This is a genomic window from Acidimicrobiia bacterium (genome assembly GCA_041676705.1).
GTDB lineage: Bacteria > Actinomycetota > Acidimicrobiia > Acidimicrobiales > SKKL01 > Actinomarinicola.
Map to the genome: position 1 here is coordinate 274,590 of JBAYRL010000002.1, position 24,484 is coordinate 299,073.

22 protein-coding genes and 1 tRNA gene are annotated in these 24,484 nt (G+C 55.2%); 7 read left to right on the forward strand and 16 right to left on the reverse strand.

Annotation, left to right across the window (positions count from 1 at the left end; genetic code table 11):
* Positions 1–31: 31 nt before the first annotated feature.
* The 6 genes from WC184_04730 to WC184_04755 form a co-directional block, all read right to left on the reverse strand.
* Complete coding sequence (locus tag WC184_04730) at positions 32–790, reverse strand: ABC transporter ATP-binding protein (GenBank protein MFA7477184.1); 759 nt, start codon at positions 788–790, stop codon at positions 32–34.
* Positions 787–1,656 carry an ABC transporter ATP-binding protein gene (locus tag WC184_04735; protein MFA7477185.1) on the reverse strand — a complete coding sequence of 290 codons (870 nt, stop codon included), beginning with the start codon at positions 1,654–1,656 and terminating at the stop codon, positions 787–789. The genes WC184_04730 and WC184_04735 overlap by 4 nt, the downstream gene beginning before the upstream one ends.
* Entirely contained in the window at positions 1,646–2,635 is a 990-nt protein-coding gene (locus tag WC184_04740) for a branched-chain amino acid ABC transporter permease (protein ID MFA7477186.1), read from the reverse strand. The genes WC184_04735 and WC184_04740 overlap by 11 nt, the downstream gene beginning before the upstream one ends.
* Positions 2,635–4,038: a branched-chain amino acid ABC transporter permease gene (locus tag WC184_04745; protein MFA7477187.1), complete on the reverse strand. Its 1,404-nt coding sequence runs from the start codon at positions 4,036–4,038 to the stop codon at positions 2,635–2,637. Before WC184_04745 ends, WC184_04740 begins: the two co-directional genes overlap by 1 nt.
* Before the next feature lie 153 nt (positions 4,039–4,191).
* Complete coding sequence (locus tag WC184_04750) at positions 4,192–4,545, reverse strand: ArsC/Spx/MgsR family protein (GenBank protein MFA7477188.1); 354 nt, start codon at positions 4,543–4,545, stop codon at positions 4,192–4,194.
* Positions 4,546–4,575: 30 nt separating this feature from the next.
* Positions 4,576–4,857 (reverse strand): ubiquitin-like small modifier protein 1, encoded by a 282-nt coding sequence (locus tag WC184_04755; GenBank protein ID MFA7477189.1) that lies wholly within the window; start codon positions 4,855–4,857, stop codon positions 4,576–4,578.
* Positions 4,858–5,043: 186 nt separating this feature from the next.
* Here WC184_04755 and WC184_04760 point away from each other — a divergent pair, with 186 nt between their 5' ends.
* Positions 5,044–5,952, forward strand: coding sequence for a glucosyl-3-phosphoglycerate synthase (locus WC184_04760; GenBank protein ID MFA7477190.1), 909 nt, complete (start codon positions 5,044–5,046; stop codon positions 5,950–5,952).
* Positions 5,953–6,142: 190 nt separating this feature from the next.
* Here WC184_04760 and WC184_04765 read toward each other — a convergent pair whose 3' ends face one another.
* Together WC184_04765 and WC184_04770 are read right to left on the reverse strand one after the other, a co-directional pair.
* Complete coding sequence (locus tag WC184_04765) at positions 6,143–7,159, reverse strand: glycerate kinase (protein ID MFA7477191.1); 1,017 nt, start codon at positions 7,157–7,159, stop codon at positions 6,143–6,145.
* A 5-nt stretch (positions 7,160–7,164) separates the two neighbouring features.
* Entirely contained in the window at positions 7,165–7,758 is a 594-nt protein-coding gene (locus WC184_04770; protein ID MFA7477192.1) for a LytR C-terminal domain-containing protein, read from the reverse strand.
* Positions 7,759–7,900: 142 nt separating this feature from the next.
* On the opposite strand from WC184_04770, the gene WC184_04775 reads away from it, so the two are divergent.
* A tRNA-Thr gene (locus WC184_04775) sits at positions 7,901–7,974 on the forward strand.
* A gap of 93 nt (positions 7,975–8,067) precedes the next feature.
* Positions 8,068–8,709, forward strand: a complete 642-nt coding sequence (locus WC184_04780; GenBank protein MFA7477193.1) for a hypothetical protein — start codon at positions 8,068–8,070, stop codon at positions 8,707–8,709.
* 151 nt (positions 8,710–8,860) lie between these two features.
* On the opposite strand, the gene WC184_04785 is transcribed toward WC184_04780, so the two are convergent.
* Positions 8,861–10,261 (reverse strand): multicopper oxidase domain-containing protein, encoded by a 1,401-nt coding sequence (locus tag WC184_04785; GenBank protein ID MFA7477194.1) that lies wholly within the window; start codon positions 10,259–10,261, stop codon positions 8,861–8,863.
* A 155-nt stretch (positions 10,262–10,416) separates the two neighbouring features.
* Between WC184_04785 and WC184_04790 the strand changes: the two genes are divergently transcribed.
* Positions 10,417–12,684: a xanthine dehydrogenase family protein molybdopterin-binding subunit gene (locus WC184_04790; protein ID MFA7477195.1), complete on the forward strand. Its 2,268-nt coding sequence runs from the start codon at positions 10,417–10,419 to the stop codon at positions 12,682–12,684.
* Positions 12,685–12,716: 32 nt separating this feature from the next.
* Positions 12,717–14,003, forward strand: coding sequence for an acyl-CoA dehydrogenase family protein (locus tag WC184_04795; protein ID MFA7477196.1), 1,287 nt, complete (start codon positions 12,717–12,719; stop codon positions 14,001–14,003).
* Positions 14,004–14,105: 102 nt separating this feature from the next.
* On the opposite strand, the gene rlmB is transcribed toward WC184_04795, so the two are convergent.
* Positions 14,106–15,167, reverse strand: coding sequence for a 23S rRNA (guanosine(2251)-2'-O)-methyltransferase RlmB (gene rlmB, locus WC184_04800; GenBank protein ID MFA7477197.1), 1,062 nt, complete (start codon positions 15,165–15,167; stop codon positions 14,106–14,108).
* Positions 15,167–15,655, reverse strand: a complete 489-nt coding sequence (ispF, locus tag WC184_04805; protein ID MFA7477198.1) for a 2-C-methyl-D-erythritol 2,4-cyclodiphosphate synthase — start codon at positions 15,653–15,655, stop codon at positions 15,167–15,169. Before ispF ends, rlmB begins: the two co-directional genes overlap by 1 nt.
* Before the next feature lie 68 nt (positions 15,656–15,723).
* On the opposite strand from ispF, the gene WC184_04810 reads away from it, so the two are divergent.
* Positions 15,724–16,383 (forward strand): Crp/Fnr family transcriptional regulator, encoded by a 660-nt coding sequence (locus tag WC184_04810; protein ID MFA7477199.1) that lies wholly within the window; start codon positions 15,724–15,726, stop codon positions 16,381–16,383.
* Positions 16,384–16,423: 40 nt separating this feature from the next.
* Here the strand turns inward: WC184_04810 and disA are convergent, their stop codons facing one another.
* From disA to WC184_04835, 5 genes are all read right to left on the reverse strand, one after another.
* A complete protein-coding gene (disA, locus tag WC184_04815; protein MFA7477200.1) occupies positions 16,424–17,497 on the reverse strand; it encodes a DNA integrity scanning diadenylate cyclase DisA in 1,074 nt (357 codons plus the stop codon).
* Between the two features lie 30 nt (positions 17,498–17,527).
* A complete protein-coding gene (gene radA / locus WC184_04820) occupies positions 17,528–18,877 on the reverse strand; it encodes a DNA repair protein RadA (protein ID MFA7477201.1) in 1,350 nt (449 codons plus the stop codon).
* 69 nt (positions 18,878–18,946) lie between these two features.
* Complete coding sequence (locus WC184_04825; protein ID MFA7477202.1) at positions 18,947–19,219, reverse strand: hypothetical protein; 273 nt, start codon at positions 19,217–19,219, stop codon at positions 18,947–18,949.
* Between the two features lie 66 nt (positions 19,220–19,285).
* Entirely contained in the window at positions 19,286–20,635 is a 1,350-nt protein-coding gene (locus WC184_04830; protein MFA7477203.1) for a hypothetical protein, read from the reverse strand.
* 38 nt (positions 20,636–20,673) lie between these two features.
* Positions 20,674–23,202: an ATP-dependent Clp protease ATP-binding subunit gene (locus WC184_04835; GenBank protein ID MFA7477204.1), complete on the reverse strand. Its 2,529-nt coding sequence runs from the start codon at positions 23,200–23,202 to the stop codon at positions 20,674–20,676.
* Positions 23,203–23,358: 156 nt separating this feature from the next.
* Between WC184_04835 and WC184_04840 the strand changes: the two genes are divergently transcribed.
* A complete protein-coding gene (locus WC184_04840) occupies positions 23,359–24,354 on the forward strand; it encodes a polyprenyl synthetase family protein (GenBank protein ID MFA7477205.1) in 996 nt (331 codons plus the stop codon).
* Positions 24,355–24,484 lie beyond the last annotated feature (130 nt).

The window sequence follows — 24,484 nt, forward strand, 5'->3', positions numbered from 1 at the left end:
AGCTCAAGCATGAGCCAAGAATGCGCCCAAGCTAATCCTTATGCTGTGCCAAAGTACCCAGGTACAAATCGATAACCTTTTGGTCGTTTAGCAGCTCATGGCCAGGACCTTCATGAGCATTACGCCCCTGGTCGAGCACATAGGCCCGATCGGCAATCTCAAGACACCGCCTAGCGTTTTGTTCCACGATCACAATCGAAACGCCGCTGCGGTTAATGTTTTGCACTTGAAGAAAAACTTCATCTTGATTCGCAGGCGACAACCCAGCCGATGGCTCGTCTAGCAACAAAACCGAGGGACGCATCATAAGGGCACGTCCCATCGCCAACATTTGACGTTCGCCACCCGACAAAAGCCCGGCTCGCTGCGATGGCCGCTCGCCCAAGAGTGGGAACAGCTCGGCCACCATGGCGTAACGCTCATCAAAACGTTTCGGATCTTGGTAAATACCCATCTCAAGGTTTTCACGAATCGACAAGTTCGGGAAAACGTTGTTGGTTTGGGGCACAAAGCCCACGCCCTTTGAGACTAAAGCGTGCGAAGGCATGTTGGTAATGTCTTCGCCCCGTAACAAAACCTGTCCGGAGCGGATGTTGACCAAGCCAAACATCGACTTCAAAAGCGTTGACTTACCAGCACCGTTTGGTCCAATGATGCCCACCAGCTCACCATCATTCAGAACGAAATTGGTACCGGTGAGAATATCGAGTCCGGGTAGGTAGCCCGCCACCAACTCGATAGCTTCAACCACTACCGAAGCGGCCGGGAGCGTAGAAGGCTGCTCGCTCATGGCTGCTGCTCCTTAGGCACCTCAACTTCACTAGGGCGGGCACTACCTAAATAGGCGTCGATGACCAAGGGATCAGCTCCTACCGCTTCCGGCAAACCTTCCGAAATAACCGCTCCTTGGGCCAGACACACCACCCAATCGCTAATTCCCATCACCACATCCATGTCGTGTTCGATAAAGATCACTGACATACCTTCATCACGAAGTTGAGTGATGTGACCCAACAGTGATTGCACCAACGCCGGGTTCACACCCGCCATAGGTTCATCTAAGAGCAACACTTTGGGCTCTACCATTAAGGCCCGCGCCATTTCCAAGAGCTTGCGCTGGCCACCTGAAAGCGTGCCAGCGTACTCATTACGCATATGGGTCAGACGAAAACGATCGAGAAGCTCATCGGCTCGAACTCGAATTTCGTCTTCCTCGGCTTTCCACCGAAACGGGAACAACGCGTTAACTAAACCTTCGCCGCGCTGCTCGGTAGCGCCGAGCATCAAGTTGTCAATGACCGTCATCTTTGAAAGGGCTTTAGTCAGCTGGAACGTGCGCACCATGCCGGCACGAGCAATGTAGTGCGGCCGTTTCCCAGTCAGTGACTGACCATCAACATCCCATTCGCCGGTATCAGCCTGATCGAAACCAGTTAGCAGGTTAAATAAGGTTGTTTTGCCTGCACCGTTGGGTCCAATGACCGAGGTGATAAGTCCACGTTCAACCTCAAGATGTTCAACGTCAACCGCACGAAGCCCTCCGAATTGGCGACTGACACCACGCACCGTGAGGATAGGGTCAGGTTTAGCCACCCCAGGGGTCGGCGCGACATGGGCGAGCTTACGAGGACGGGAATTAGCAGCACTATTGGGCACCGATTAACACCTCTTCCCGCTTGCCGAAGACCCCTTGCGGTCGCCAAACCATCAAGACCATGAGCACCAGCCCCACCAAAATAAACCGTACGGCTGCCACCTGCTGACTACTCAAAAGCCAATCGGGAATCACCCCGTTGGTAATACCTTGGCGCAATAAACCTTCGGTGGCGGAAATAAGGAACCAGAAAATCACCGAACCGGCAATAGGGCCCCACACCGAAGCGGTACCGCCCAAAATCATAACCGTCCACACAAAGAAGGTGGTTTGGGGAAGATAGCGGTCGGGTACGACAGCTTGAGCCTCAAAAGCCAACATGATGCCTGCTAGCGCCCCAATCACACCACCTAGGCACAAACTTTGAATCTTGAATGAAAACACGTTTTTACCAAGGGCTCTGGCAGCATCCTCGTCTTCACGAATAGCTTTTAGAACTCGTCCAAAAGGTGCCCTCATCAACGCCCAAACCAAAGCCATGCTTAGCGCTACTAACGCCCAGGTAACTGTCATCACCCACATGGAACGGGCGTTGAAAGTAACCCGCCAAATACCATAGGTGCCACTGAAAGGGTTCAGGTCGAAGAACTCATCGGCGAAACCTTGGATTCCAAAGACACCGCCGGTCCATTGTTCAAGCGCTGATGAACGCACCAAAATACGGATGATCTCGCCCACCGCAATGGTGGTGATGGCCAAAAATTCAGCTCGTAAGCGCAGCGTGGGAAGCCCCAACAGCAGCGCCAAGAGGATTGAGGCCACAATACCCATGGGTACTGCTAACCAAAGGCTTAAACCCAAATCAACCGAGATGGCCGTGGCGTAAGCTCCCACCGCCATAAAGGCAATATGGCCAAAGTTGATGAGACCGGTGAAACCAAAGTGGATGTTCAAGCCAATGGCTGCCAAAGCGTAGGCGGCCGCCTGAACACCAACCGCCGAACGTAATGCGTCGGCCAAGATTTTAAGCAGAACCTCCATCAGCCGAAACGCTCCTTCAATCCAAGAATGCCCGATGGGCGGAAGATTAGAATCACGACCAGCACCACCAGCGCGAACATCAGCTTCATCTGCGATGGGAACCAGTAGGTGGATAGCTGGGTCACTAATCCCACCACCAGGCCGCCAAGCATGGCGCCATAGGCGGTACCAAGGCCGCCTAGTACTACGGCTGCGAAGATGAACAGCAGCAGCTCGTAGCCCATGTTCCATTGAATAGATTCCGCTAGACCAAACATGGCACCGGCCAAGCCAGCTAAGGCCGAACCTACGAACCAGGTAGCCATAACCACCCGGTTCACATCGATACCACTTGAATTTGCTAGGTCTTTATTGGCCGACACGGCACGCATCGCCGTTCCGATGCGCGTGTTCTGCAGTGCCCAACCAAACGCCAGAAGCACCGCACCGGCAATCACAATAATGAACCACGACTTGGGGGTAAGAGAGACTGGCCCAATCGAATAAGTGGATTGCAGACGATAGCCCCGATAGAACTGCGCTCGTGACCCAAAGAGAATGAGATACAGGTGTCGCACTACTAAGGCTAAACCGATGGAAATAATCATGGCAGCAATATCGCCTGAGCCACGTGCACGTACTGGCCCGAACACCCCTTTTTCAAAGAGCGTGCCTAGCCCACCGGCTAGGATTACAGCCCCCACGACCGCCAAGAGAAGAGGCATGGCTGGAATGGGGCCAATTCCACGTTCCAACCAGAACGCTGTTATAGCCCCAAATGCCAATAGTTCACCGTGGGCGAAATTAACCAGGTTGGTAACACCAAATACTAGCGATAAGCCGAGCGCTGCCAGAGCAATCATAAAACCGAACTTCACGCCTTCAGCTGCCAAGTTCGATAATCGGTTAAGACGCGAGACGCTAACTCGACCGTCACTACCTTCACCATCGTTCAAGGCGAACAAGGCGTTCTTGTCCTGCCCAGCGCGCACTCCAATGGTTAGCGATGCTTTCGTTGAATCACGCAGTGTTAAATCGTCGGGAAGGGTGCTTTCATCAATTGAAACCACATAGGTGCCCTCCTCGGGTAACGACACTTGCCATTCGCCATTGGCATTCGAGGTATCGCTACCGACTTCAGTGCCGTCTTCGGTTGTAACGCTTATAACAACACCTTCAACGCCGTTGCGTTCGAGGTCTTGTAGACGGCCTTTAAGCGATTGTTCAGGGGCGCTGGTGTTTTCAGTCGCAGTTTCGGTTTCAGCGGTGACAGATTCAGAATCAGATTCTTGAGCGCTGGCGCTTGTTACTAGCCCAGACCCTAAGAAGAACCCAACCGAAAGTATTACGCAGAGCGCGCCTAAGAAACGCCGCCTAGGGCGAGTAGCTATCGACACAGTTTGAGGCCCAGCCCGATCATCCATTTACCACACGTCACAGACGTTCTCATCGACGTTGCACAACGGAGATACATTAGCGACTATATGGGCAGCAATTCCGAATTCGTGGGTTCTTCCCTCGAATTACGCCATGAACAAATCACAAAATTTCACTGGCTACAGCGGCGAAGTTCGAAGCTAATCGAGATAGTCTTCGAACTTAGTGGGGGGTCGACCGAGGATTGCCTTGTCATCCAAAACCAACACCGGCCGCTCCATCAGCTTCGGGTGTTCTAACAACAACTCCACCACCGCGGCCGGAGTGACATAATCTTCGGCGTTTAGATTGAGCTCCTTGAAATGACCGTCTTTGCGCACTAGCAACCCGGGCTCAACGTCGAGGTTGTTGACAATGAACTCAAGGTCTTCCCGGCTGGGGGGAAGATCGAGATACCGAACAACCTCGGCTTCTGGGTTCTTCGCTAACACCAGCTCGAGCCCGGCCCGAGACTTCGAACATCGGGGGTTGTGCATTATGCGCATTGGATCCATGGCCCTCTCCACAGGTTCAAGCAACTGGAATTAGTAGCTGCCGCCAGCTACGGCAGGGATGATCGATACCGTTTCACCAGCTGGCACCTTAGTGTTAAGCCCGTCGAGGAATCGAACATCATCATCGGCCACAAAAACGTTTACGAAACGGTGAAGGTTGCCATCTTCGTCAAGAAGACGGTCACGAAAGCCAGGGTGTTCGGCCTCTAGAGCATCTATCACGCCACCAAGGGTTTCAGCTTCAACCGTGACTTCCGACTTACCACCAGTAAGAGGACGCAAAGTTGTAGGGACACGAATGGAGACGCTCATAGAAATCCTTATTTCAAACTAGTTAGAGGCTTGGAAGGCAAGCCGCGTGAAACGCTATCAGTTGAATGCTATACGCACCGAAGAATGACACCAACCAGGGCCAATTGCTGACCAATCTAGGTCGAATTTAGCGCAATTTCTAAGGGTGACTTTGCCAGGTGGTGGCCATTGCGTGACCATTAGAGAGTGCCATTAGCCACAATCTCGTCTTTCAATTACCGCGATTATTCCTTGGAGGCACTTGCCGCTGCCAAGGGCGAGCGCACCATTTCGGTGTGTATTCCAGCGCGTAATGAAGAGTCGACCATTGGCAAAATTGTGGCCACGATCGTGGCTGAACTGGTAGAAAACTGGGCGCTTGTTGACGAAGTCATTTTAATTGACGACCATTCGAGCGACGCCACAGCGGCGGTGGCGGCCAACGCTGGTGCCACCGTGGTTTCAGCCGAAGATATCTTGCCAGAGCAGAACCTTGGCCCAGGCAAGGGTCAAGCCATGTGGAAATCACTCTTGGTTTCTTCGGGTGACCTTATTACTTGGTGTGACGGCGACATTCGCGAGTTCGAAATTCGGTTTGTAGTGGGAATTTTGGGCCCGCTGCTTACCGAATCCAACCTTCAGTTTGTGAAGGCCTACTACGAGCGGCCCTACCTCGACGAAGCTTCCGGCGGGGGCCGAGTTACCGAAATCATGGCTCGACCTTTGATCAGCTTGTTGTTCCCTCATCTAACCGGGCTCTACCAACCGCTATCAGGCGAATATGGGGGCTACCGAAGCCTGCTTGAACAGCTGCCCTTCGTGGCCGACTATGGCGTAGAACTGGGTCTTTTAATTGACGTCGCCAACTTGGTTGGTACCGACGCTATTGGCCAGGTAGACCTGGGCGAGCGCCAACACCGTAATCGTCCACTCGATGACCTAGGCCCACAAGCCGCCACTATCTTGCACACTGCCTTGGTAAGAGTTAACTCGTCACTGGTTAGCGAACAGGTGGAATTTGTTCGCCCCGCTCAAGATTCCTTAACCCTTGACCACTTGGAGCTGCCGCCAATGGCTAGCCTGGCCCCATACCAACAACGCCATTCACCCACCTAAGGGGTGGCCCCGAGGTACCCAGTGAACTATCCAAGCCCACAACCGTCTCCACCACGCTTATCACCCCTCGGGGCCCTAGCTGTTGGCATCTTGGCCATCATCGGTGCCATATCGCTGATTATGTGGGTGCTCAGCACCCTGTGGTGGTTAATTAAGCTGATTATCGCGGCTGTGGTGGTGCTCACCGTAATTAGCTGGTGGGTGGGCCGAAAAAATCCTGGTTAGTGAGCACCTTCAGCGCTGCGTCACGGATACTACCCAGAACATCGGTGTGGGCTTGTTCTTTGCCATATAGTGCCGAAAGTGAGAGTGCCTTCAGGTTGAGCGCTGGCGGGATCTCGTCGTAAACCGCGCCAGCAATGGCAACTGCCGGCACCGACAGATCATTGGCCATGGCCGCCACACCGCCAACCACTTTGCCTTGGAACGAAGCCGCATCTAGGAAGCCTTCACCGGTGATTACTAAATCAGCCTTACCTAGAGCATCGACTAAGCCGACTTCTTCGGCCACCACCTCAAAACCTGAAACTACCTTCGCCCCAATGGCGGCCAGCGCCCCGGCTAAACCACCCGCCGCCCCCGAACCGGGCAGTTCGGTTACATCAACACCGTATTCTTCTTTGTAGAGCTGAGCTAACCTCTCTAAACGCCGCCGCAGGAACTTCACCTGGGCCGTAGTGGCACCTTTTTGTGGACCGAAAACCGCGGCGGCATCTAAGAATTTAGTGGTCACGTCCACAGCTACCACCAGCTCGATACCTTTAAGCCGGGGCAGTGGAGGCAGCGCCTGAATCGCTCCCAGGCCACCATCGGTAGTGGCGGAACCCCCTAAGGTCACTACGATTTTTTTGGCCCCCGCTTCCACGGCGGCACTAATGAGCTCGCCGGTGCCCTGCGTAGAGGCAGAGATCGGGTCGTTCTTGTGCGGTTCCCCAATTAACGTCAGTCCCGAAGCAGCTGCCATTTCGATGATGGCTTGACCACGCCTTATTCGCCACGGCGCACGCACCGGGTCGCCCAAAGGTCCACTCACCAGGGTGTTGCGGTTTGGGCCTCCCAATACTTCGAGGGTGCCTTCACCACCGTCGGCCAATGGAATCGGGTCGCATTCCCAACCAGCTTGCAGCGCCGCCTCGCACATGGCTTGGGCGGCTTCAGCAGCCGAAGCGGTGCCTTTGAACTTATCGGGGGCCGCGACTACTCGCATAGGCATTAGGCCTTAATGACACCGTCTTTGCCTAGCACCACCATGATGTGTGCATCACCCATTTCAAAGTTGAAAGGCGCTGGCAGCGGGCTTAGAAGTTCGTCTTCAACCCCTAGCGCTTTGGCAATGGCCTGGGCTTCTAACTTCCAACCTTCTTCGTAGTAAATATGGCTGTCGTCAATCTGGCCGCCTGGCACGTTGGTAGGGTCGCTAGGCACAAAGCCAAGGGCACTCAACTGGCTGGAGACTCTACCGGCGCGACCACCAGCGCCCGAGCCGTTCAACACCACATAGTGAATTTCGTTGTTGGGCCGGGCCACGGTGCCGGTGTCATCACCGGGTTCGCCGGTTTCATCGCCCGGCTCGGTGGATTCTTGGTCTTGCACATCAGTATCGGTGCCATTGTCGCCGTCGGGTTTGGCGGCCGAGGTGGTGGTTGTGGTGCTCTCGCTGGCGGCACCCGCAAAGAGTCCATCGTCGGATGAGAAACCTAGGCCCAAGAAAATAGCGCCCACAACCACGGCCACTGCGATTAGCGCTACCCCTTTGGCAGCAGCGTTGGTGGGTGGCTTGTCGCCTGGATGTCTTGGTGCGGTCATTTAACCATTATCTCCGTTTATGGCGCCCGGTGGTATCCGCCTAAGGCTAGGGGATATGGCCTAGGGATGAGAAGCATATGTTCCACCTTCTCGCATTCGGACATTTGTCTAGGAACCGGTAACATCAGTGATCGTTATTAATGCCCGGGTAGCTCAGTTGGCCAGAGCAGGCGCCTTGTAAGCGTCAGGTCGTGGGTTCGAATCCCACCTCGGGCTCTAAAATCAACCACAAGGGGGAATACGCTGTCTACCGAACTCACCGTAGATGCACGTTTTAATGGGCCACCATCAATCGGACATGGCGGTTATGTGGCGGGGCTTTTCGCCGATGCTGCTCGGCATCCGCTGCAGGTAACTTTGCGTCTACCAACACCGCTCGATGTGCCGCTATCGCTGGTGGAGCTGGACGAGAACAAAGCCGAGTTACGTGCTGGTGAACACCTAATTGCCAACGCCGAGCCCACTGAGTTCGACCTTGAGGTACCGCCTGTTCCCTCTCTGGCTCAAGCCGCCGCGGCAGCGGAAGCTTCGCCTTCACATCAGGTACATGGCGGATGTTTTGGTTGCGGAAACCGGCCTGAAGGCGAAGGCATGCGAGTCTTTGTGGGGCCAATGGAGTTTGAGGGCCACCAAATTGTGGCTGGCACTTGGAAACCGGTTTCGTGGATGGGCCGCGCAGACGGCACAATTGACCCCCAATACGTTTTGGCAGCACTCGATTGTCCAGGCGCTTTCTCGTTTATCAGCGCCGATATTCGGGCTAGTCTTTTAGGACGGATCCAGTTCAAGCAGCTAGAAGATCTGGCCCTCGACGACGAATACGTGATTATTGGTTGGCAGATTGGCACTGAGGGCCGCAAGATGTTTGCGGGCACCGCGGTTGCCGACCAGAGCGGCCACGTAAAGGCCGTTGCTAAGGCCACTTGGTTCCCAGCACCATCTAAAGCCTAAGTTCGAACCGAGCGGCTCGACGACGGGCGCCGGGCTAGAAACTAGCGCTGAAGCAACCCGCACAATCCCGACGCAATACAACCCAGGCAAAAACGATCAGGGGGAGCAGCCCATCCAAGCTGCTCCCCCTGATGTGTTTATACGTACCGGTTTAATTCACAATCATGGCGGTCACCATGCCGAACATACCTTCGTCACGTTCCACGTGAGTGAGGATGTGGCAGTGATATACCCAAACGCCAGGGTCTTGGGGGTTGGCCAAGATGGAATAACGTTCGCCTGGGGCCACGTTCAGCACGTCGACCCAATAGGGCTGATCTAGTGGGATACCGTCTTTCGAGAACACCAATTGGCGGGTGCCGTGCAGGTGCATGGGGTGAATTTGTAGACCCTCGTTGTAGTAGTGCACCAGGAACCAGTCACCACGGTCGACCACAATCGGATCAGTGGCGGGGAACGACTTCCCGTTGAGCGAGTACCCAATCACACCGGCATCGTTCAGAACCATCGGGATTTCCTGAACCAAATCGATTTCATCGGGGATGGTCACTCCGCTCACGGTCTTGCCCAAGGGCAATCCGCGATCGCCAACGGTGATGACACCAAACATGCCGTTGGGTACCGACACTTGGCTGTGAGCGTGAGCGTGGTACATGGCAATCATGGGTTCTACCAAGGTGAACTCGTAGACAAAGCCTTCACCCGACTTCACCAGCGGCTGGGTGTAAGGTGCCACGCCGTCCATCTCATTGGGCAGGGTAATTCCGTGCCAATGCACATCGGTGCCAAGCGGGGTCTTGTTCTCTAGGTTGAAGCGAACTTTGTCGCCAACCTCAAAGTCGAACCATGGACCCGGAACCTGGCCGTTGTAGGCCCACGCTTCCACAATCTTGCCCGGCTCAACTTCCCAGTCGATTAGTTCGGCTACAAGATCGAACACCAAGGTACCGTCGGCATCAACACTGGTGGGTTCGGCTTTTTGGTTGCCACGACCTTCGGTTTCGGCTGGGAATGCTTCCATAGAGGCCATCATCAAGTCATCAAGACGATCGGCTTCTTCTTTGGTCATGCCGCTGCCGTGGCCAGCGTGGCCGCCACCTCCGCTACCGGACGGAGCAGTGGCCGAGTCACTGATAGTGACGTCAATAATCATGCCAGCCGCTTCATGCCCAGCGATCGAGCAGTAGAACTGGTAGTCACCCGGCGCCAAGCTCGAAATGTCGAGCATGGCAGTTTCACCAGCGTTCAGATCGGGTGTGGTAAGGCTAGTGCCCTTAACAGCAAGGTTGTGGGGTGCAGAGCCGTTATTTGAAACCATCAACATGGCACCGGTTGGAATTTCATTCGATTCCAGCGTGATCTTGAATTCTGAGAGCCCAGCGTTGATGTGAATCATCTCGGCGGAACCACCGCCACCGCTACTGCCACTGGGGCCACCACCATCATTGTTGGCCGCCACAATCACAGCTACCGAAGCAAGCGCGAAGCCCGCCAGGCCTATCAAGATCGCAAATATAGAAAACGCGTTAGCGCGATCAGGTCTATTCGGCACGAACAGCTCCTCCAAAATGGGTCTGGGATGAATTAGGGTTTTAGCCGAAAACTGCGCGCAACCGTTAGGCAGTGGGCAAATCATGGTCTTTAGTCCCGACGCCATTTTCAAACCCACTAAGGTGGGATAACCAAAAGTCGTTCAGGGGGACAGACGTGAGCATCCTAGGACACCGTGTATTACGTAGCGAAGACCCAAAGTTCTTAACCACTGGTGGCCAATACGTTGAAGACATAACTCTGCCTGAAGGCGCAGCTCAGCTGGTGTTTGTGCGCTCCACCATGGCGCATGCACGTATTGTGTCAATCGACACCCAAGACGCCAAAGAGGCCCCAGGAGTGCTGGCGGTAGTGACCGTTGATGATGTTGGTCTTAGCGACCAGCCGCCCGCCATGTCGTTGTTGAATCAGGCAATGCTAGAACCATTACTTGCACGTGATGTGGTGCGCTATGTGGGCGAACCAATTGTGGCGGTGGTGGCTGAAACCCGAGCTCAGGCGGTAGATGCCTCGGAAATGGTTTGGATCGATTTCGAACCCTTACCCGAGGTGATCGACCCCACTACTTCGGCAGATTCGGAAACTTTGCTCTTTCCAGACGCTGGCACCAATGTCACCTTGGAAATGCCCGCCGGAAATCTAAAGGCGTCTTTCGATGACTGTGAAGTGGTACTCACCCAACAGATCATGAACCAGCGGGTAGCGCCCTCTCCAATCGAACCTCGGGTAGCTGCTTCCTATTGGAACGAAGATGGCCGTCTGATTCATTACGCCAGTTCACAAGGCTCGCATCCGGTGCGTGACACGTTAGCCAAAGTTCTCGATCTGGCCCCCGAGGAAATCCGCGTAATCTCGCCCGATGTGGGCGGCGGTTTCGGAGCGAAAGCCAAAACTTACAAGGAAGAAATTTTGGTGCCGTGGCTGAGTCGCCATATTTCTCGTCCGGTGCAGTGGGTTGAGACCCGCTCCGAGAACATGGTCGGCATGGGTCACGGTCGCGCCCAAGTTCAAAACGTCACCATTGGTGGATCTCGTGACGGGACTATCGAGGCTTATCGCCTCGAAGTTTTACAAGACGCTGGGGCGTACCCCTGGTACGGGGCAGTGCTGCCGTTTATGACACGCACCATGCTGACCGGGGTTTATACCTTTACTAACGTGGAATTCTCGTCGCGGTCGGTGGTCACCAACACCACACCGACTACCTCCTATCGAGGCGCCGGCCGACCCGAAGCAGCCGCGGCGCTGGAACGGGCGATCGATCTTTTTGCGGCTGAAATCGATATGGATCCGGCCGAAGTAAGGCGCAAGAACTTCCTCAGTCCCGACCAATTCCCTTACATCACACCAACCGGCACAAATTACGACACCGGCAACTACGAAGAGGCCCTCGACAAGGTTCTGGAAGCCGCTAATTATGCCGAGTTGCGCGCAATGCAACAAAAAAGGCGTGACGACAACGACGTCCGTCAGCTTGGTATTGGGCTTGGCGTTTACGTTGAAATCACCGCTGGTGGAGGCGGAGGCGAATACGGGTCGGTTGAGCTTCTGCCCGATGGAAAAGTGCTTGCTAAAACAGGTTCATCACCCTATGGGCAAGGCCACCACACCACTTGGGCCATGCTAATTGCTGATCGTTTGGGCCTAAATGTGGAAGATGTAACCGTTGTTCACGGCGATACCGACATAATTCCCCGAGGAGGAGTGACCGCCGGTTCCCGCTCGGTGCAGTTAGCAGGTTCTTCCATCCATGAAGCGGCCGGCAATCTCTCCGATTTAGCCCGCGATAAAGCTGCCAATATGTTAGAAGCCGCGGTTGAGGATGTGATTCACAACACCGCCGAACGTAGCTTTCACGTAGCCGGCTCTCCCGCCCAGGCTATTTCGTGGGCCGAAGTAGCCGCCGCCTCAGTAGCCGATGGCAATCCGCTGATCGGGCTATCCGATTTCTCACAAGATGGTGCTACGTTCCCATTCGGGGCGCACCTGGCACTGGTTGAGGTCGATACCGAAACAGGCAAAACAACGCTGCTTCGCCTGGTAGCTTGCGATGATGCGGGCACTATTGTCAATCCACTTTTAGCGGAAGGCCAGATTCATGGTGGCCTTGCCCAAGGTGCCGCGCAAGCCATGTTCGAAGAGATTCGCTACGACGAATACGGCAACCCGCTGACCTCCACTTTTGGTGACTACGGTATTCCTGCGGCCAGCGAGGTGCCCTCCTTCGAACGTATAACTATGGAAACACCAACTCCCCTTAACCCGCTTGGGGCCAAGGGAATTGGTGAGTCTGGCACGGTGGGCTCAACCCCCGCCGTGCACAACGCCATCTGCGATGCCTTGGCACCTCTAGGAGTGCGGCACGTAGATATGCCGTGCACACCTCTAAAGGTGTGGACCGCCATTCAAAACGCCAAAGCGTAACAACTTCTACCACCAACCAATAAGGGGAAATAATGGCCTGGGATTTTTCGACCGAGCCCGAATTTCAAGAGCAGCTCGATTGGGTTGCTAAGTTCTGCGAAGAAGAGTTAGAACCGCTTGAGCTAACTTTTCCTGGCGCAGCACGGTCGCGGGACCCAAAAATGATCGAGCTAGTCGCACCGCTCAAGCAACAAATCAAAGACCGTGGCCTGTGGGCACTATTTCTTGACGAAGACCTCGGTGGGCCCGGGCTTGGACAGCTGAAACTAGCACTACTGAACGAGATTCTGGGCAAATACCCCTCGGCACCAGCCATGTTCGGAACCGCAGCGCCTGACACTGGAAACATGGAGCTAGTGGCCGCGTACGGCACCGAAGAACAAAAAGAAATGTGGCTCTATCCGCTCATGAACCAAGAGCTGCGTTCGGCTTACTCGATGACCGAGCCTCAGGGCGGTTCCGACCCAGAAATGTTTGAAACCACCGCCGTTCGTGACGGTGAAGAATGGGTTATCAACGGAGAAAAATGGTTCACCAGCGCGGGCCAATTTGCCGACCTCATTTTTCTCATGTGCAAGAACGGTATCTTCGTAATCCCCCGCGACACTCCCGGGGTTGAAATCATGCCGAATAGTCCCCTGGCCCACTCTCACATTCGTTACAACGATGTTCGGGTGCCTCTAAACCATTTGTTGGGTCCCGAAGATGGCGGCAGGGTGCTGGCACAGCGGCGTTTGGGCGGAGGCCGAATTCACCACGCCATGCGGGCCATAGCCCAATGCCACCGTGCCTTCGACATGATGTGTGAACGGGCCCTTAGCCGCGCTGCCCACGGCAAAATTGTGGCTGAACATCAAATGGTTCAAGAAGCCATTGCCGACTCTTACGCCGAAATCAAGATGTTGCGCCTGCTGATTTTAGAAACCGCATGGCAAATCGACAACAGTTCAACCCAAGCAACCCGAACCCAAATCGCGGCTACTAAATACACCGCCGCCAAGGTCATGCGGGAAGTAATTTACCGTGCCATGCACATTATGGGTTCGTTGGGTGTTACCAACCTCACCCCGCTACAAAGCATGTGGAACAATGCTCCCCAGATGAGCGTGATGGACGGCGTTGACGAAGTCCATAAGGTCACGGTGGCCCGAAACGTGTTGAAAGAGTATCGACCTCACGACGGTTTGTGGCCCACCGAGTACATTCCAGCTAAGCGTGAACGTGCCCGCGAGAAGTATGCAGACTTGTTGGCAGCCGACCCCGAGCTTGCTGAAATACAGCAACGAATGGAACGCCGGGCCGCTTTCTTTAGCCGCTAGTTAAATACCGACCCATCTACCTGCCATTGTGCGGTGTTGATTGGGAGCAGTCTTCGGGGGTAAGCATTAACACCTGGTTGATGCTTACCCCCGATTGGTTTTTCATTCCACCTCAGGGGCGAGGGTTGCGCTGCCAGCCCTGCCTTGACGCTGGCGCGCCACCTCAAAACAGGCCACCGCTCCGGCGGCCGCCACGTTCAACGAGTTCAAGCGGCCACCCATAGGAATAGCTGCTACCGCGTCGCAACGTTCACGCACCAAGCGCCCTAAACCCGCTCCTTCATCACCAAGGATCAAACAAAGCGGCCCTGCCAAATCGAGATCGCTCAGCGAGGCATCCCCGGTTTCATCGAGACCGACCACCAAAACACCCTGGCGTTGCATGTCGGAAATTGCGCTGGCCAAACCGCCTACCAAAGCCATAGGCACAAACTCCACTGCTCCAGCGGCGGCCTTGGTCACCGTTGGGGTGACGTGCACGGAACGATGTCGGGGTAGAACAACTCCGGTGGCACCAGCACACTCAGCACTTCGTAAAACCGCCCCCAGGTTTCCAGGATCTGTTACACCATCAAGAGCCACCAAGAACGGTGTCGTGGCATCGTCAGGTTGAATCAAATCTTCAAGAGACGACTTCGGGAGTGGGTCAGCTTCAGCAAAAACACCTTGCGGTGACTGGGTGTGAGCCAATGCATCAAACTTGGTGCGGCTAACTTCACGGATTGGAACCTTAAGCTCATCAGCCAGGTCGATTATGTCGTCTAGAACATCGGCCTGTTCCATCCCGGCGCTCATCAGCACCTCATGAACTCGCCGCTTGCCGGAAAGCAACAGTTCACGAACTGCCTGTCGGCCTTCAACCCGTTCACCACCAAGGCTGTCGCGCTTGGCCGCTGAACGTTTCGAACCAGCCTGTTTTTGAGACGGACGTCGCGCCGCCATAGCAGAGCCTCGGGTGTAACTTCCCGCCGAAGACGACGGGACACCTTCACGAGTGCGCCCGGCTGAAGCTCGCCCACCACCAGCTCGACTCGCACCACCTCGGCTCGCGCCGGTGGCACCACCACCGCTACCGCGGCCAGGTCTGCCACCTGATAGATTTACGTTGCGTTTACCCCCACGGGCAGCGCCGCCACTTCGACGATTTGGTTTCGCTCCGGCCATTAGTTCTCACTATCCTTTCGGCAAATTAGCGCTACCGCTATTGCCGCGATTCCTTCACCCCGACCAATTGATCCTAAGCGCTCGGCGGTGCTGGCTTTGACCGAAACCGGCGCACCCACCACGGCGCTCATGCGCTGTTGCATTTCCTCACGATGGGGGGCTACCTTCGGCGCTTCTAAAATCAAGGTGGTATCAATGTTTCCTACCATCCAGCCTGCCGAATCTAACCGCGCCACAACCTCGTCAAGCAACTCCATGCTACTGGCACCAGCATAAGTGGAATCCGTGTCGGGAAATAGGTCGCCGATATCACCAAGACCCGCGGCACCAACCAGAGCATCCATACAGGCATGCACAACAACGTCAGCGTCACTGTGGCCCACTAAGCCCGGAGTATCGGGAAAAGGCACACCACCCAAAATCAGCTTACGGTTCGGGTCATTACTCACGGCGTGGATATCAAACCCTTGCCCAACTCGGATGTTCACACCACAAGCGTGGCATGTTTAAGCTCGTGAGTCCGACCTCCGGTGCGCGAATCTGTAGAATCAGAGCCATGACCGATGTCTCTTTTCTTGCCGCGGTGGAACTCTTTGAACGTTTTACTGATGATGAGCTCAACCAGGTTTGGGAACATGCCACAGTGCGACAGATGAGACGAGGTGACACTCTCTTTGGTGAAGGAGACGCTTCGAACGAGCTTTTCGTGGTCACGCAAGGCCGTATCGCCATGGCCATGCGCTCGATCGACGGTCGAGAATCGATGATGGCGCTCATGGAAGCTGGCGACCTTTTCGGTGAAATGCCGCTCTTCGACGGCAAGGGCCGTTCCACCGAGGCTCGGGCTCTTGAAGCCTCTGAAGTCATCATCATTCCCTACAGCGTGCTCCGCGAAATCTACGATGCTCGGCCGGAACTGTTGTGGAGTGTTACCCAGATGCTTGTGGGTAGGCTCCGCGGCGTTGATGGCGCTTTAGCCGATTCAGTGTTTCTCGACGTGACCGGTCGTACTGCCAAACGGCTGTTAGAACTAGCCGGCGGTGAAGACGAATTTTCGTTACCGATCACTCAAGAAGAACTGGCTGGCATGGTGGGCGCTTCACGAGAGCGGGTCAACAAGGCCATCGCCTCGTTTATTCGTCTCGGCTGGATAGAACAACGGGAACGCCGTTATCGAATTACTGATCGCGAGCAGCTAAGCCGTCGGGCCGTTTAGCTCTATTGGTTGGGGATTGGTTGGAGCCTCGGTTTTGGCCCTACAAGAACCGATCGACAATCGAGACTTCGCCCAGCCGAGTTAAGCCTTCTTTAATGGCCTTAGCCCGCGAGGTGCCCACGCCTTCAACTTGTTCCAAATCGGTAGCAGCGGAACGCATGATTTTCGGCAAGCTGCCGAAATGCTCCACGATATTTTCTACGACAAAACTGGGGATCCGCGGAATCTGGCTTAACAACCGATAACCGCGCGGCGTGATGCTGCGGTCAAAATCTAAGGAACCACCCGGTATCCGCAAGGTGTTGGCAATGGCCTTTAGGTCGAGAAGCTCTTCGTTACTGAACTCGGCCAACTCGTTCATAACATGGTCGATGGTCCATTGGGGCAGCTCGTGCAGATAATCTTGAACCACCCGGCGACCATCTTCATAGACGTGTCCTAGCAGCTCATCTAGTTGCAGTAGGACAAGGCGGCCGTCTTCACCAAGTTCAATGATGGTAATTTCGATTTCTTCAGCGATACGCCGCACCATCTCGGTTCGCTGTAGCACTGCGGCTACATCACGAAGAGTTACCAGATCTTCAACTTCTAATGCCGAGAGTGAGGAAGTAACGGCATCGAGGCGGGAACGATAGCGCTCAAGGGTTTGCAGGGCTTGGTTAGCGCGGTTTAGTAACCGTGCTGTGGGTTCTAAGGGGTGCTTTTCATCGCCTACATAAACCGCAATAACGGCCATGTCTTCAGACACCGAGATGACCGGTACGTTGATGGAACGTGCTACTCGTTCTGCGGTGCGATGTCGGGTTCCAGTTTCTGAGGTTGGCACATTGGGGTCGGGAACCAAATGCACGTTCGCCCGAGCAATTCGTGATGAGTCGGGGGCCACGATAATGGCACCATCCATCTTGGCAAGCTCGGATAAACGCTGGGGGCTAAAAGCAGCATCGAGTAGAAACCCGCCCGAACAAATGTCGAGAACATCGGGATCGTCGCCAACGACGATGAGAGCACCTTTACCGGCTTGGAGGATGCGATCTAGACCTTCTCGGAGGGGTCGCCCAGGGGCCACTGCACGTAGGGCGTCGAGGGTTGCGGGGCTTGGCCGAGCGATCACAATTCTACTTTAGCGGCACTAGCTGCTTGCTCACGCGAACGAGAGGGCTTTAAGCCCATCACACAGCGTTGCGACCCGAATTAGCCGCACTCCGGGCGGCCCGTCGGGGGTTGATTTAGGCACCAGCGCCCGGCTAAAGCCAAGCCGGGCCGCTTCTGCGAGGCGGCGCGAGGTTTGCGACACCTGGCGAATTTCACCGGCCAAGCCTACCTCGCCAATGGCCACCAAATTGGCTGGCAAGGGAGCATCGAGACGAGCGGAGGCCAAAGTAAGTGCTAAGGCCAAATCGGCTGCCGGTTCAGTTAGTTTCACACCACCAACCGCCAGCGCGTACACGTCTTGATCAGAAAAATCGAGTTTGATACGTTGCTGCAACACCGCCAACAAAAACGCCATGCGACCGTGATCAAGGCCTTGAGCGGAACGACGAGGAGACCCACCATGACCTGCGCTCACCAGGGCCTGTATTTCAACCAGTAGCGGGCGATGCCCTTCGATGGTTGGCATGACCACCGAGCCCGAAGCCGTTATGTCACGATCAGCTAGAAACAGGCGGCTTGGATCGGGGACACTGTGAAGACCGGTCTCACCCATTTCGAATAGCCCCAGTTCATCGGTAGAACCAAAGCGATGTTTCACCGCTCGCAGCAGCCGCAGCGCATGATGACGTTCACCTTCGAAAGCCACGACCGTATCAACCACGTGTTCCAACACCCTAGGTCCGGCAATAGAGCCTTCCTTGGTGACATGGCCCACTAGTACCACAGCGGTACCCGTTGTTTTGGCGTGTTGCACTAGCGCCGCGGCACATTCACGCACCTGGGTTAGAGAACCCGGTGAGGATGCCGACTCTTCCGTGGACATGGTTTGGATGGAGTCGATAACCACCACATCGGGATCAAGCGCCAGCATATGTTTTATTACGGTTGCTAGGTTGGTTTCGGCGACGAACCACAATTTGGGAAACAAGGCACCGAGGCGTTTGGCCCGCAAACGAACTTGTTCTGCCGATTCTTCGCCCGAGACATACAGCACAGTGCGATCTTGTTCGGCTAACGAAGCCAAGGCCTGGAGCAACAAGGTAGATTTTCCGATGCCTGGCTCGCCCGCAACCAAGCTCACCGAACCTGGAATTAGGCCTCCGCCCAACACCCGATCAAGCTCGGCAATGCCGGTGGCATAAGGCTGCCAATCCGCCAAATCGATCTCGCTAATTGGCACCGGCGGCATGCCCAAAGTTTCAGCGGCCACCAAACGCCGCTCGGCCAACACCTCTTCTACCAGGGTGTTCCATTCATCGCAGCTACCGCATCGTCCAGCCCACTGAGGCGCCTCAGCACCACAGTTCTGACACACGAATACGGTTCTACTTTTGGCCATAGCTAAACCATAAGGTCAAGCAGTGACACTTTAGGAAACGGGATGCAGATTGCAAGCAGAATCGGTGCGTTATGCCACCTTGGATGGGGTGATCTCCACCGTTTCAAACGGGTCAGCAGCGTCAATAGCCACCACCCATGAATTCGCATTGCGGTACATCACGGTGGCACCCAACAAACTTTGGGCGGGCGCACTTGGTCCACTTAGCGCTATGGCCTCGCCGTCGGAGGTGGCCAAGCGAAGTGTGGAAGTGCCTCGGGCCTCGACGGTAGCGGCGCGGTATGGACGGCCGTGACGTTTTGAAGCCGGTTGACGGGGCGTGCGGAAGAAGGGCAAAGACATGTCGGTCTCCTTGCCACCCGCTCCGCCGAACACTATAGGCCAAGCTTGGAACGAAAGAAAGTAGCTCTAACCAGCAAGTAAACCGCCAAAGCCGCTAATCATGCTGTGTCGAGGCGACGACGGCACGGCACCAGCTGGGTCAAATAGGACGGTGGGGTATCCTTGCCCGAGAGCCAGGTCTAAGAGGCCTTCGTTGGCACTGATAAACAAACAGTCGGTCGGCGCCACCCGAATCTCTTCGGCCAACTGCTGCCACGTGACGTCGGAGTAGGTGCCAAGAGCGGCGTCTTCGGTTGGAATCCACACATCAACGCCAACGCCAGAAGCACTGCTCGCCAGAAGGCCAGCCGCCGGGCCGCTGAGCGCCTCACCAACATAGGCCACCCTAAAACCGGCATGTTGTACCCGCTCAATAAATTCGGTGGTCTCTGCCAACATTTCCGAATCAAAGATCAGGGCCTCTCCACCCAGGATCACCACCTGCAACCCGCTCTTGCGAACCGGTCGCTCAGATGAAGATACCTCAGCCTCGCCATCTGAAACCGAGGTTTTTTCGGTACGCCTAGCTCGAAGGGCTAGCACCACTTTGGCTACCACTAACACCACAAACAGCAAAGCGAACACTACCGCCGCCGCCGCTAGCAGCAACGGCTTGGCGTGCCACACCTGAGCTGTGGTTAGAACGCCTAGGGGTGTCTCAGCGGCCAGGTTTGTGCTCCAGCCAGGGGCATCAGTAGCACGAGCGCCGGGCAAATCAACATGCAGGTTAAGAGTGACGAACGAACCAACCGGAGCTCCAAGCGAGGCTTCAAGAGCTTCTAAATCGGTTCCATACGGAAGCCCACCCAAAGCTTCAGTGACATCACTCTCAGCTAGACCCAACACACCCATCGACCCGTCTAGCACGCCTTCCAAGCGATAACGGCTACGAGCGAAAGACTCGTGCTGGCTAAGCCCCAAACGGGCATAGGGACCGTCTGGCCCACTAACCTCGGCGAGGACATCACCCAGTTCTTTGGCCGAGGCAAACTCTTTTGAGGCATTAAGGGTGACTGAGGAAGATTCGTCTACATTCGGGCCACTCACCAGCCAGCCAGCGTCACTCAAGTCATCGAGACGCAAGTCTTGTTCCGCTTCGAGCGCCTCCCAGGCCTCAGCATCAAAACTGGCCACCACCTGCACTGTGCCGCCACCAGATTCTTCGACTTTGATCGAAACCGTGGTTTCAACACGACAAGCGCTTAACAAGACCGCCAACAGCACAACGAGCAAGAGGCGTTTTAGATGGTTCATACGGTGAGACCCAAAGGTGGTTAGGAGGAGCGGTGCGAGCACCAAATAATTAGCTGGGAAAGAACACGACCAATAATAGGTGGCCCAATATGAATGTGGCCCCACCTCGCGGTAGGGCCACATCGTTGTACTGCAATTTATAAAGCTAAAGCTGAATGTATTTAGTCGGCAGGACCAGCTTCGGCCAGTTCAACTGGCGGCGGAGTAAAGCCTTCAACCGAACGGAACACAATCGACTCTTGAGCGTCGGGGTCATCGGGGTTAGGTCCAACATCCACAATGATGGTTTCACCGGGATGGAACTCTTTCCACAACAACCGTTCTGACATTGGGTCTTCAATCAAGCGTTGGATTGCTCGACGCAACGGACGTGCACCAAGGGTTGGATCGTAACCGACTTGCGCCAAGTGGAACTTGGCGGCCTGGGTAAGTTCGATACCGATACCTTGAGCTTCGAGCTGCACCTGCAAGCGCTTGATCATCAGATCAACGATGTTGGTGACTTCTTCACGAGAGAGTTCGTGGAACACGATCGTCTCGTCGATTCGGTTCAAGAACTCGGGACGGAAATGGCTCTTCAGAGCCTCGTGCACCTGTTCCTTCATCCGCTCGTAGGTAACCGCTTCGGTGTCTCTCGAGAAACCAAGGGTTCCCTTGCGGAGATCTTGAGTACCCAGGTTCGAAGTCATGATCAGCACCGTGTTGCGGAAGTCGACCGCCCTACCTTGTGAATCGGTGAGGCGACCTTCTTCAAGAATCTGCAACAAGATGTTGAAGACATCGGGGTGGGCTTTTTCGATCTCGTCGAAGAGCACCACAGAGAACGGCTTACGCCGAACCGCTTCGGTTAGCTGGCCACCCTCGTCGTAGCCCACATACCCCGGAGGTGAACCTACCAGGCGGCTGACGGTGTGCTTCTCCATGTATTCCGACATGTCGAGGCTGATGAGGGCTTGTTCATCACCAAAGAGATATTCGGTGAGCGTTTTAGCCAACTCGGTTTTACCAACACCCGAAGGACCCAAGAAGATGAACGAACCCGAAGGCCGTTTAGGATCTTTCAAGCCAGCACGGGTTCGGCGAATAGCCTGTGACACTGCTTTAATCGCGTCATCTTGGCCGATGACTCGTTTGTGCAGCTCGTCTTCCATCCGCAGAAGCTTGGCGGTTTCTTCTTCGGTGAGCTTGTAAACAGGAATACCGGTCCAAAGCGAAAGCACTTCGGCTACGGCTTCTTCGTCTACCTCGTCGAACATGTCTACGCCAGAAGCTTTGATCTCAGCTTCTTTGGTTTCTTTTTGGGCTAGCAAAGCCTTTTCTTCGTCGCGTAGACGACCAGCGGTTTCGAAATCTTGCGATTCGACCGCTTCTTTCTTCTTGCGAACGACGTCGGCCAAAGCGTTCTCAACGTCTTTAAAGTCGTCGGGGATGCCCATTCGGCGAATGCGCAAACGAGAACCGGCCTCATCGATCAAGTCGATGGCCTTGTCGGGCAGGTGACGATCGGAGATGTAACGATCGGCCAGGTTGGCGGCTGCCACCAGGGCTTCATCGGTGATGGTCACCTTATGGTGCTCTTCATAAGCGCCACGTAGGCCCTTAAGAATTTCGATGGTGTGAGCCACTTCTGGCTCGTCTACCTTCACCGGCTGGAAACGCCGTTCTAGCGCCGCGTCTTTCTCGACGTACTTACGGTATTCCTCGAGTGTGGTAGCACCGATGGTTTGCAGTTCACCACGAGCCAACATGGGCTTTAGGATGCTAGCGGCATCGATCGCGCCTTCAGCGGCACCCGCACCTACCAAGGTGTGGATTTCATCGATAAACAAGATGATGTCACCGCGGGTTTTGATTTCTTTCAAAACCTTCTTCAAACGCTCTTCAAAATCGCCTCGATACCGAGAACCCGCCACCAACGCACCCAGATCTAGGGTGTAAAGCTGCTTATTGTGGAGTGTTTCTGGAACATCGTCGCGGGCGATTGCTTGGGCTAGGCCTTCAACGATCGCAGTTTTACCAACACCAGGCTCACCGATTAGAACCGGATTGTTCTTGGTACGGCGCGACAGTACCTGCATAACCCGTTCGGTTTCGCGCGACCGGCCAATGACAGGGTCGAGCTTTTTGTCTCGTGCCATTTGGGTGAGGTTGCGACCGAATTGGTCGAGCACAAGAGAACCAGATGCCCCTGACTCTGAGGAGGCCCCAGTAGTTGCACCTGCTTTTTCGCCGCTCGGCTGACCACCTGGACCGCTATAACCGGAAAGCAGCTGGATGACTTGCTGGCGAACCCGTGACAAATCGGCACCCAACTTCACCAGAACCTGTGCCGCTACGCCCTCGCCCTCACGGATGAGGCCCAGCAAAATATGCTCAGTGCCAATGTAGTTGTGGCCAAGTTGCAGGGCTTCACGCAGCGAAAGCTCGAGCACCTTCTTGGCGCGGGGAGTAAACGGGATGTGGCCAGACGGTGAGGCACCGCCCTGACCGATAATTTCTTCAACTTGACTACGAACGGCTTCTAAACTGATACCTAAAGACTCGAGAGCCTTAGCTGCGGCCCCTTCACCTTCATGGATCAGCCCCAGAAGAATGTGTTCGGTCCCGATGTAATTATGGTTTAACAGGCGCGCTTCTTCTTGCGCCAGCACCACAACTCGACGAGCCCGATCGGTAAATCTTTCAAACAAAGGAACACTCCCTCCCACAAGTGGGGAATTAGTTCTCTTAGTGTATCGCTAGGCGCTGCGTTCGCACGCGTTTGGAGGTAGCTCTTAGCTCGGGTGCAATTATTGCTAGGCGAAGGCTAAGGTATCGCGCCCAATAAAGTGTTAGCCTCAGCCAGCGTGTCCGCCGTGCCGTTGCATGACCAAGAATTATTAGCCGCCGACCGTGTTCGGGTAGAGGAAGCTCTGCTGCGTGCTGTACGCACCGACGACGCTTTCTTGACCGAAATGGCCAGCCATCTCATTACCGCCGGGGGCAAACGTGTACGCCCTCTTTTTTCGGTAGCGTGTGCCGCTGTTACATCCGAGTTGGGCGATGCCACCCACGAAGCCGTAATGGGCGGTGTCTCGGTGGAGCTAGTTCATATCGGTTCGCTCTATCACGACGACGTGATGGATGAGGCTGTTATCCGCAGAACGGTACCCAGCGTTAATGCTAAATGGGGCAACCTAAAGGCCATTTTGGCTGGCGATTTTCTGTTGGCTAGGGCCTCTGAGATTGCCGCCTCGCTTGGGGTGGAAGTGGCCGGACTGCTAGCGGCCACCATTGCCCGGCTGTGCGAAGGTCAGGTGCGCGAGCTGCAGGCGATGTTCAGCCCCGATCGCACCGAAGCCGAGTACCGCGAATCAATTGCCGGGAAGACAGCCTCTTTGTTCTCAGCTGCCTGCCGTATTGGCGGCTTGGTAGCCAACCTAGAACGTGACCAAATCGAGGCGGTTACCGCGTTCGGGTTGCATTACGGAATGGCATTCCAAATTGTGGACGACATTTTGGATCTCACCGCCACCGAAGAAATTCTTGGTAAGCCCGCTGGCAACGACCTCGTAGAAGGCGTTTACACTTTGCCGGTCATCCATGCGCTGGCTAAGCCGAACCAAGAAAAACTGCGTGACATTTTAGGTGAACCGTTAAACGAAGCCGAGATCGACTCGGTGCGTCTATTGGTTCGTGAAGCTGGCGGCGTGGAATCAGCTTTTGCCGCCGCCCGAGCAGAAGTCGATGCCGCTGCCAAAGCTTTGGAGCCCTTTGCTGGTTCGGGTTCAGCCATTGCCCTAATTTCAGCGGCCGAACACTTATTAGAGTCGGTCAGCACGATCGCCAAGATTGATCGTTAGCAAGGCTCTGAAATACACCGCTACCTGGCGAACCACAGTTAAATACGGCTTGGCCCAGCGTATGAAAGGCGTATGAAACCAGCCTTGAGGTCTGGCTGTGCGCGCTGGTAACAACCGTTAGGTGGCTAGT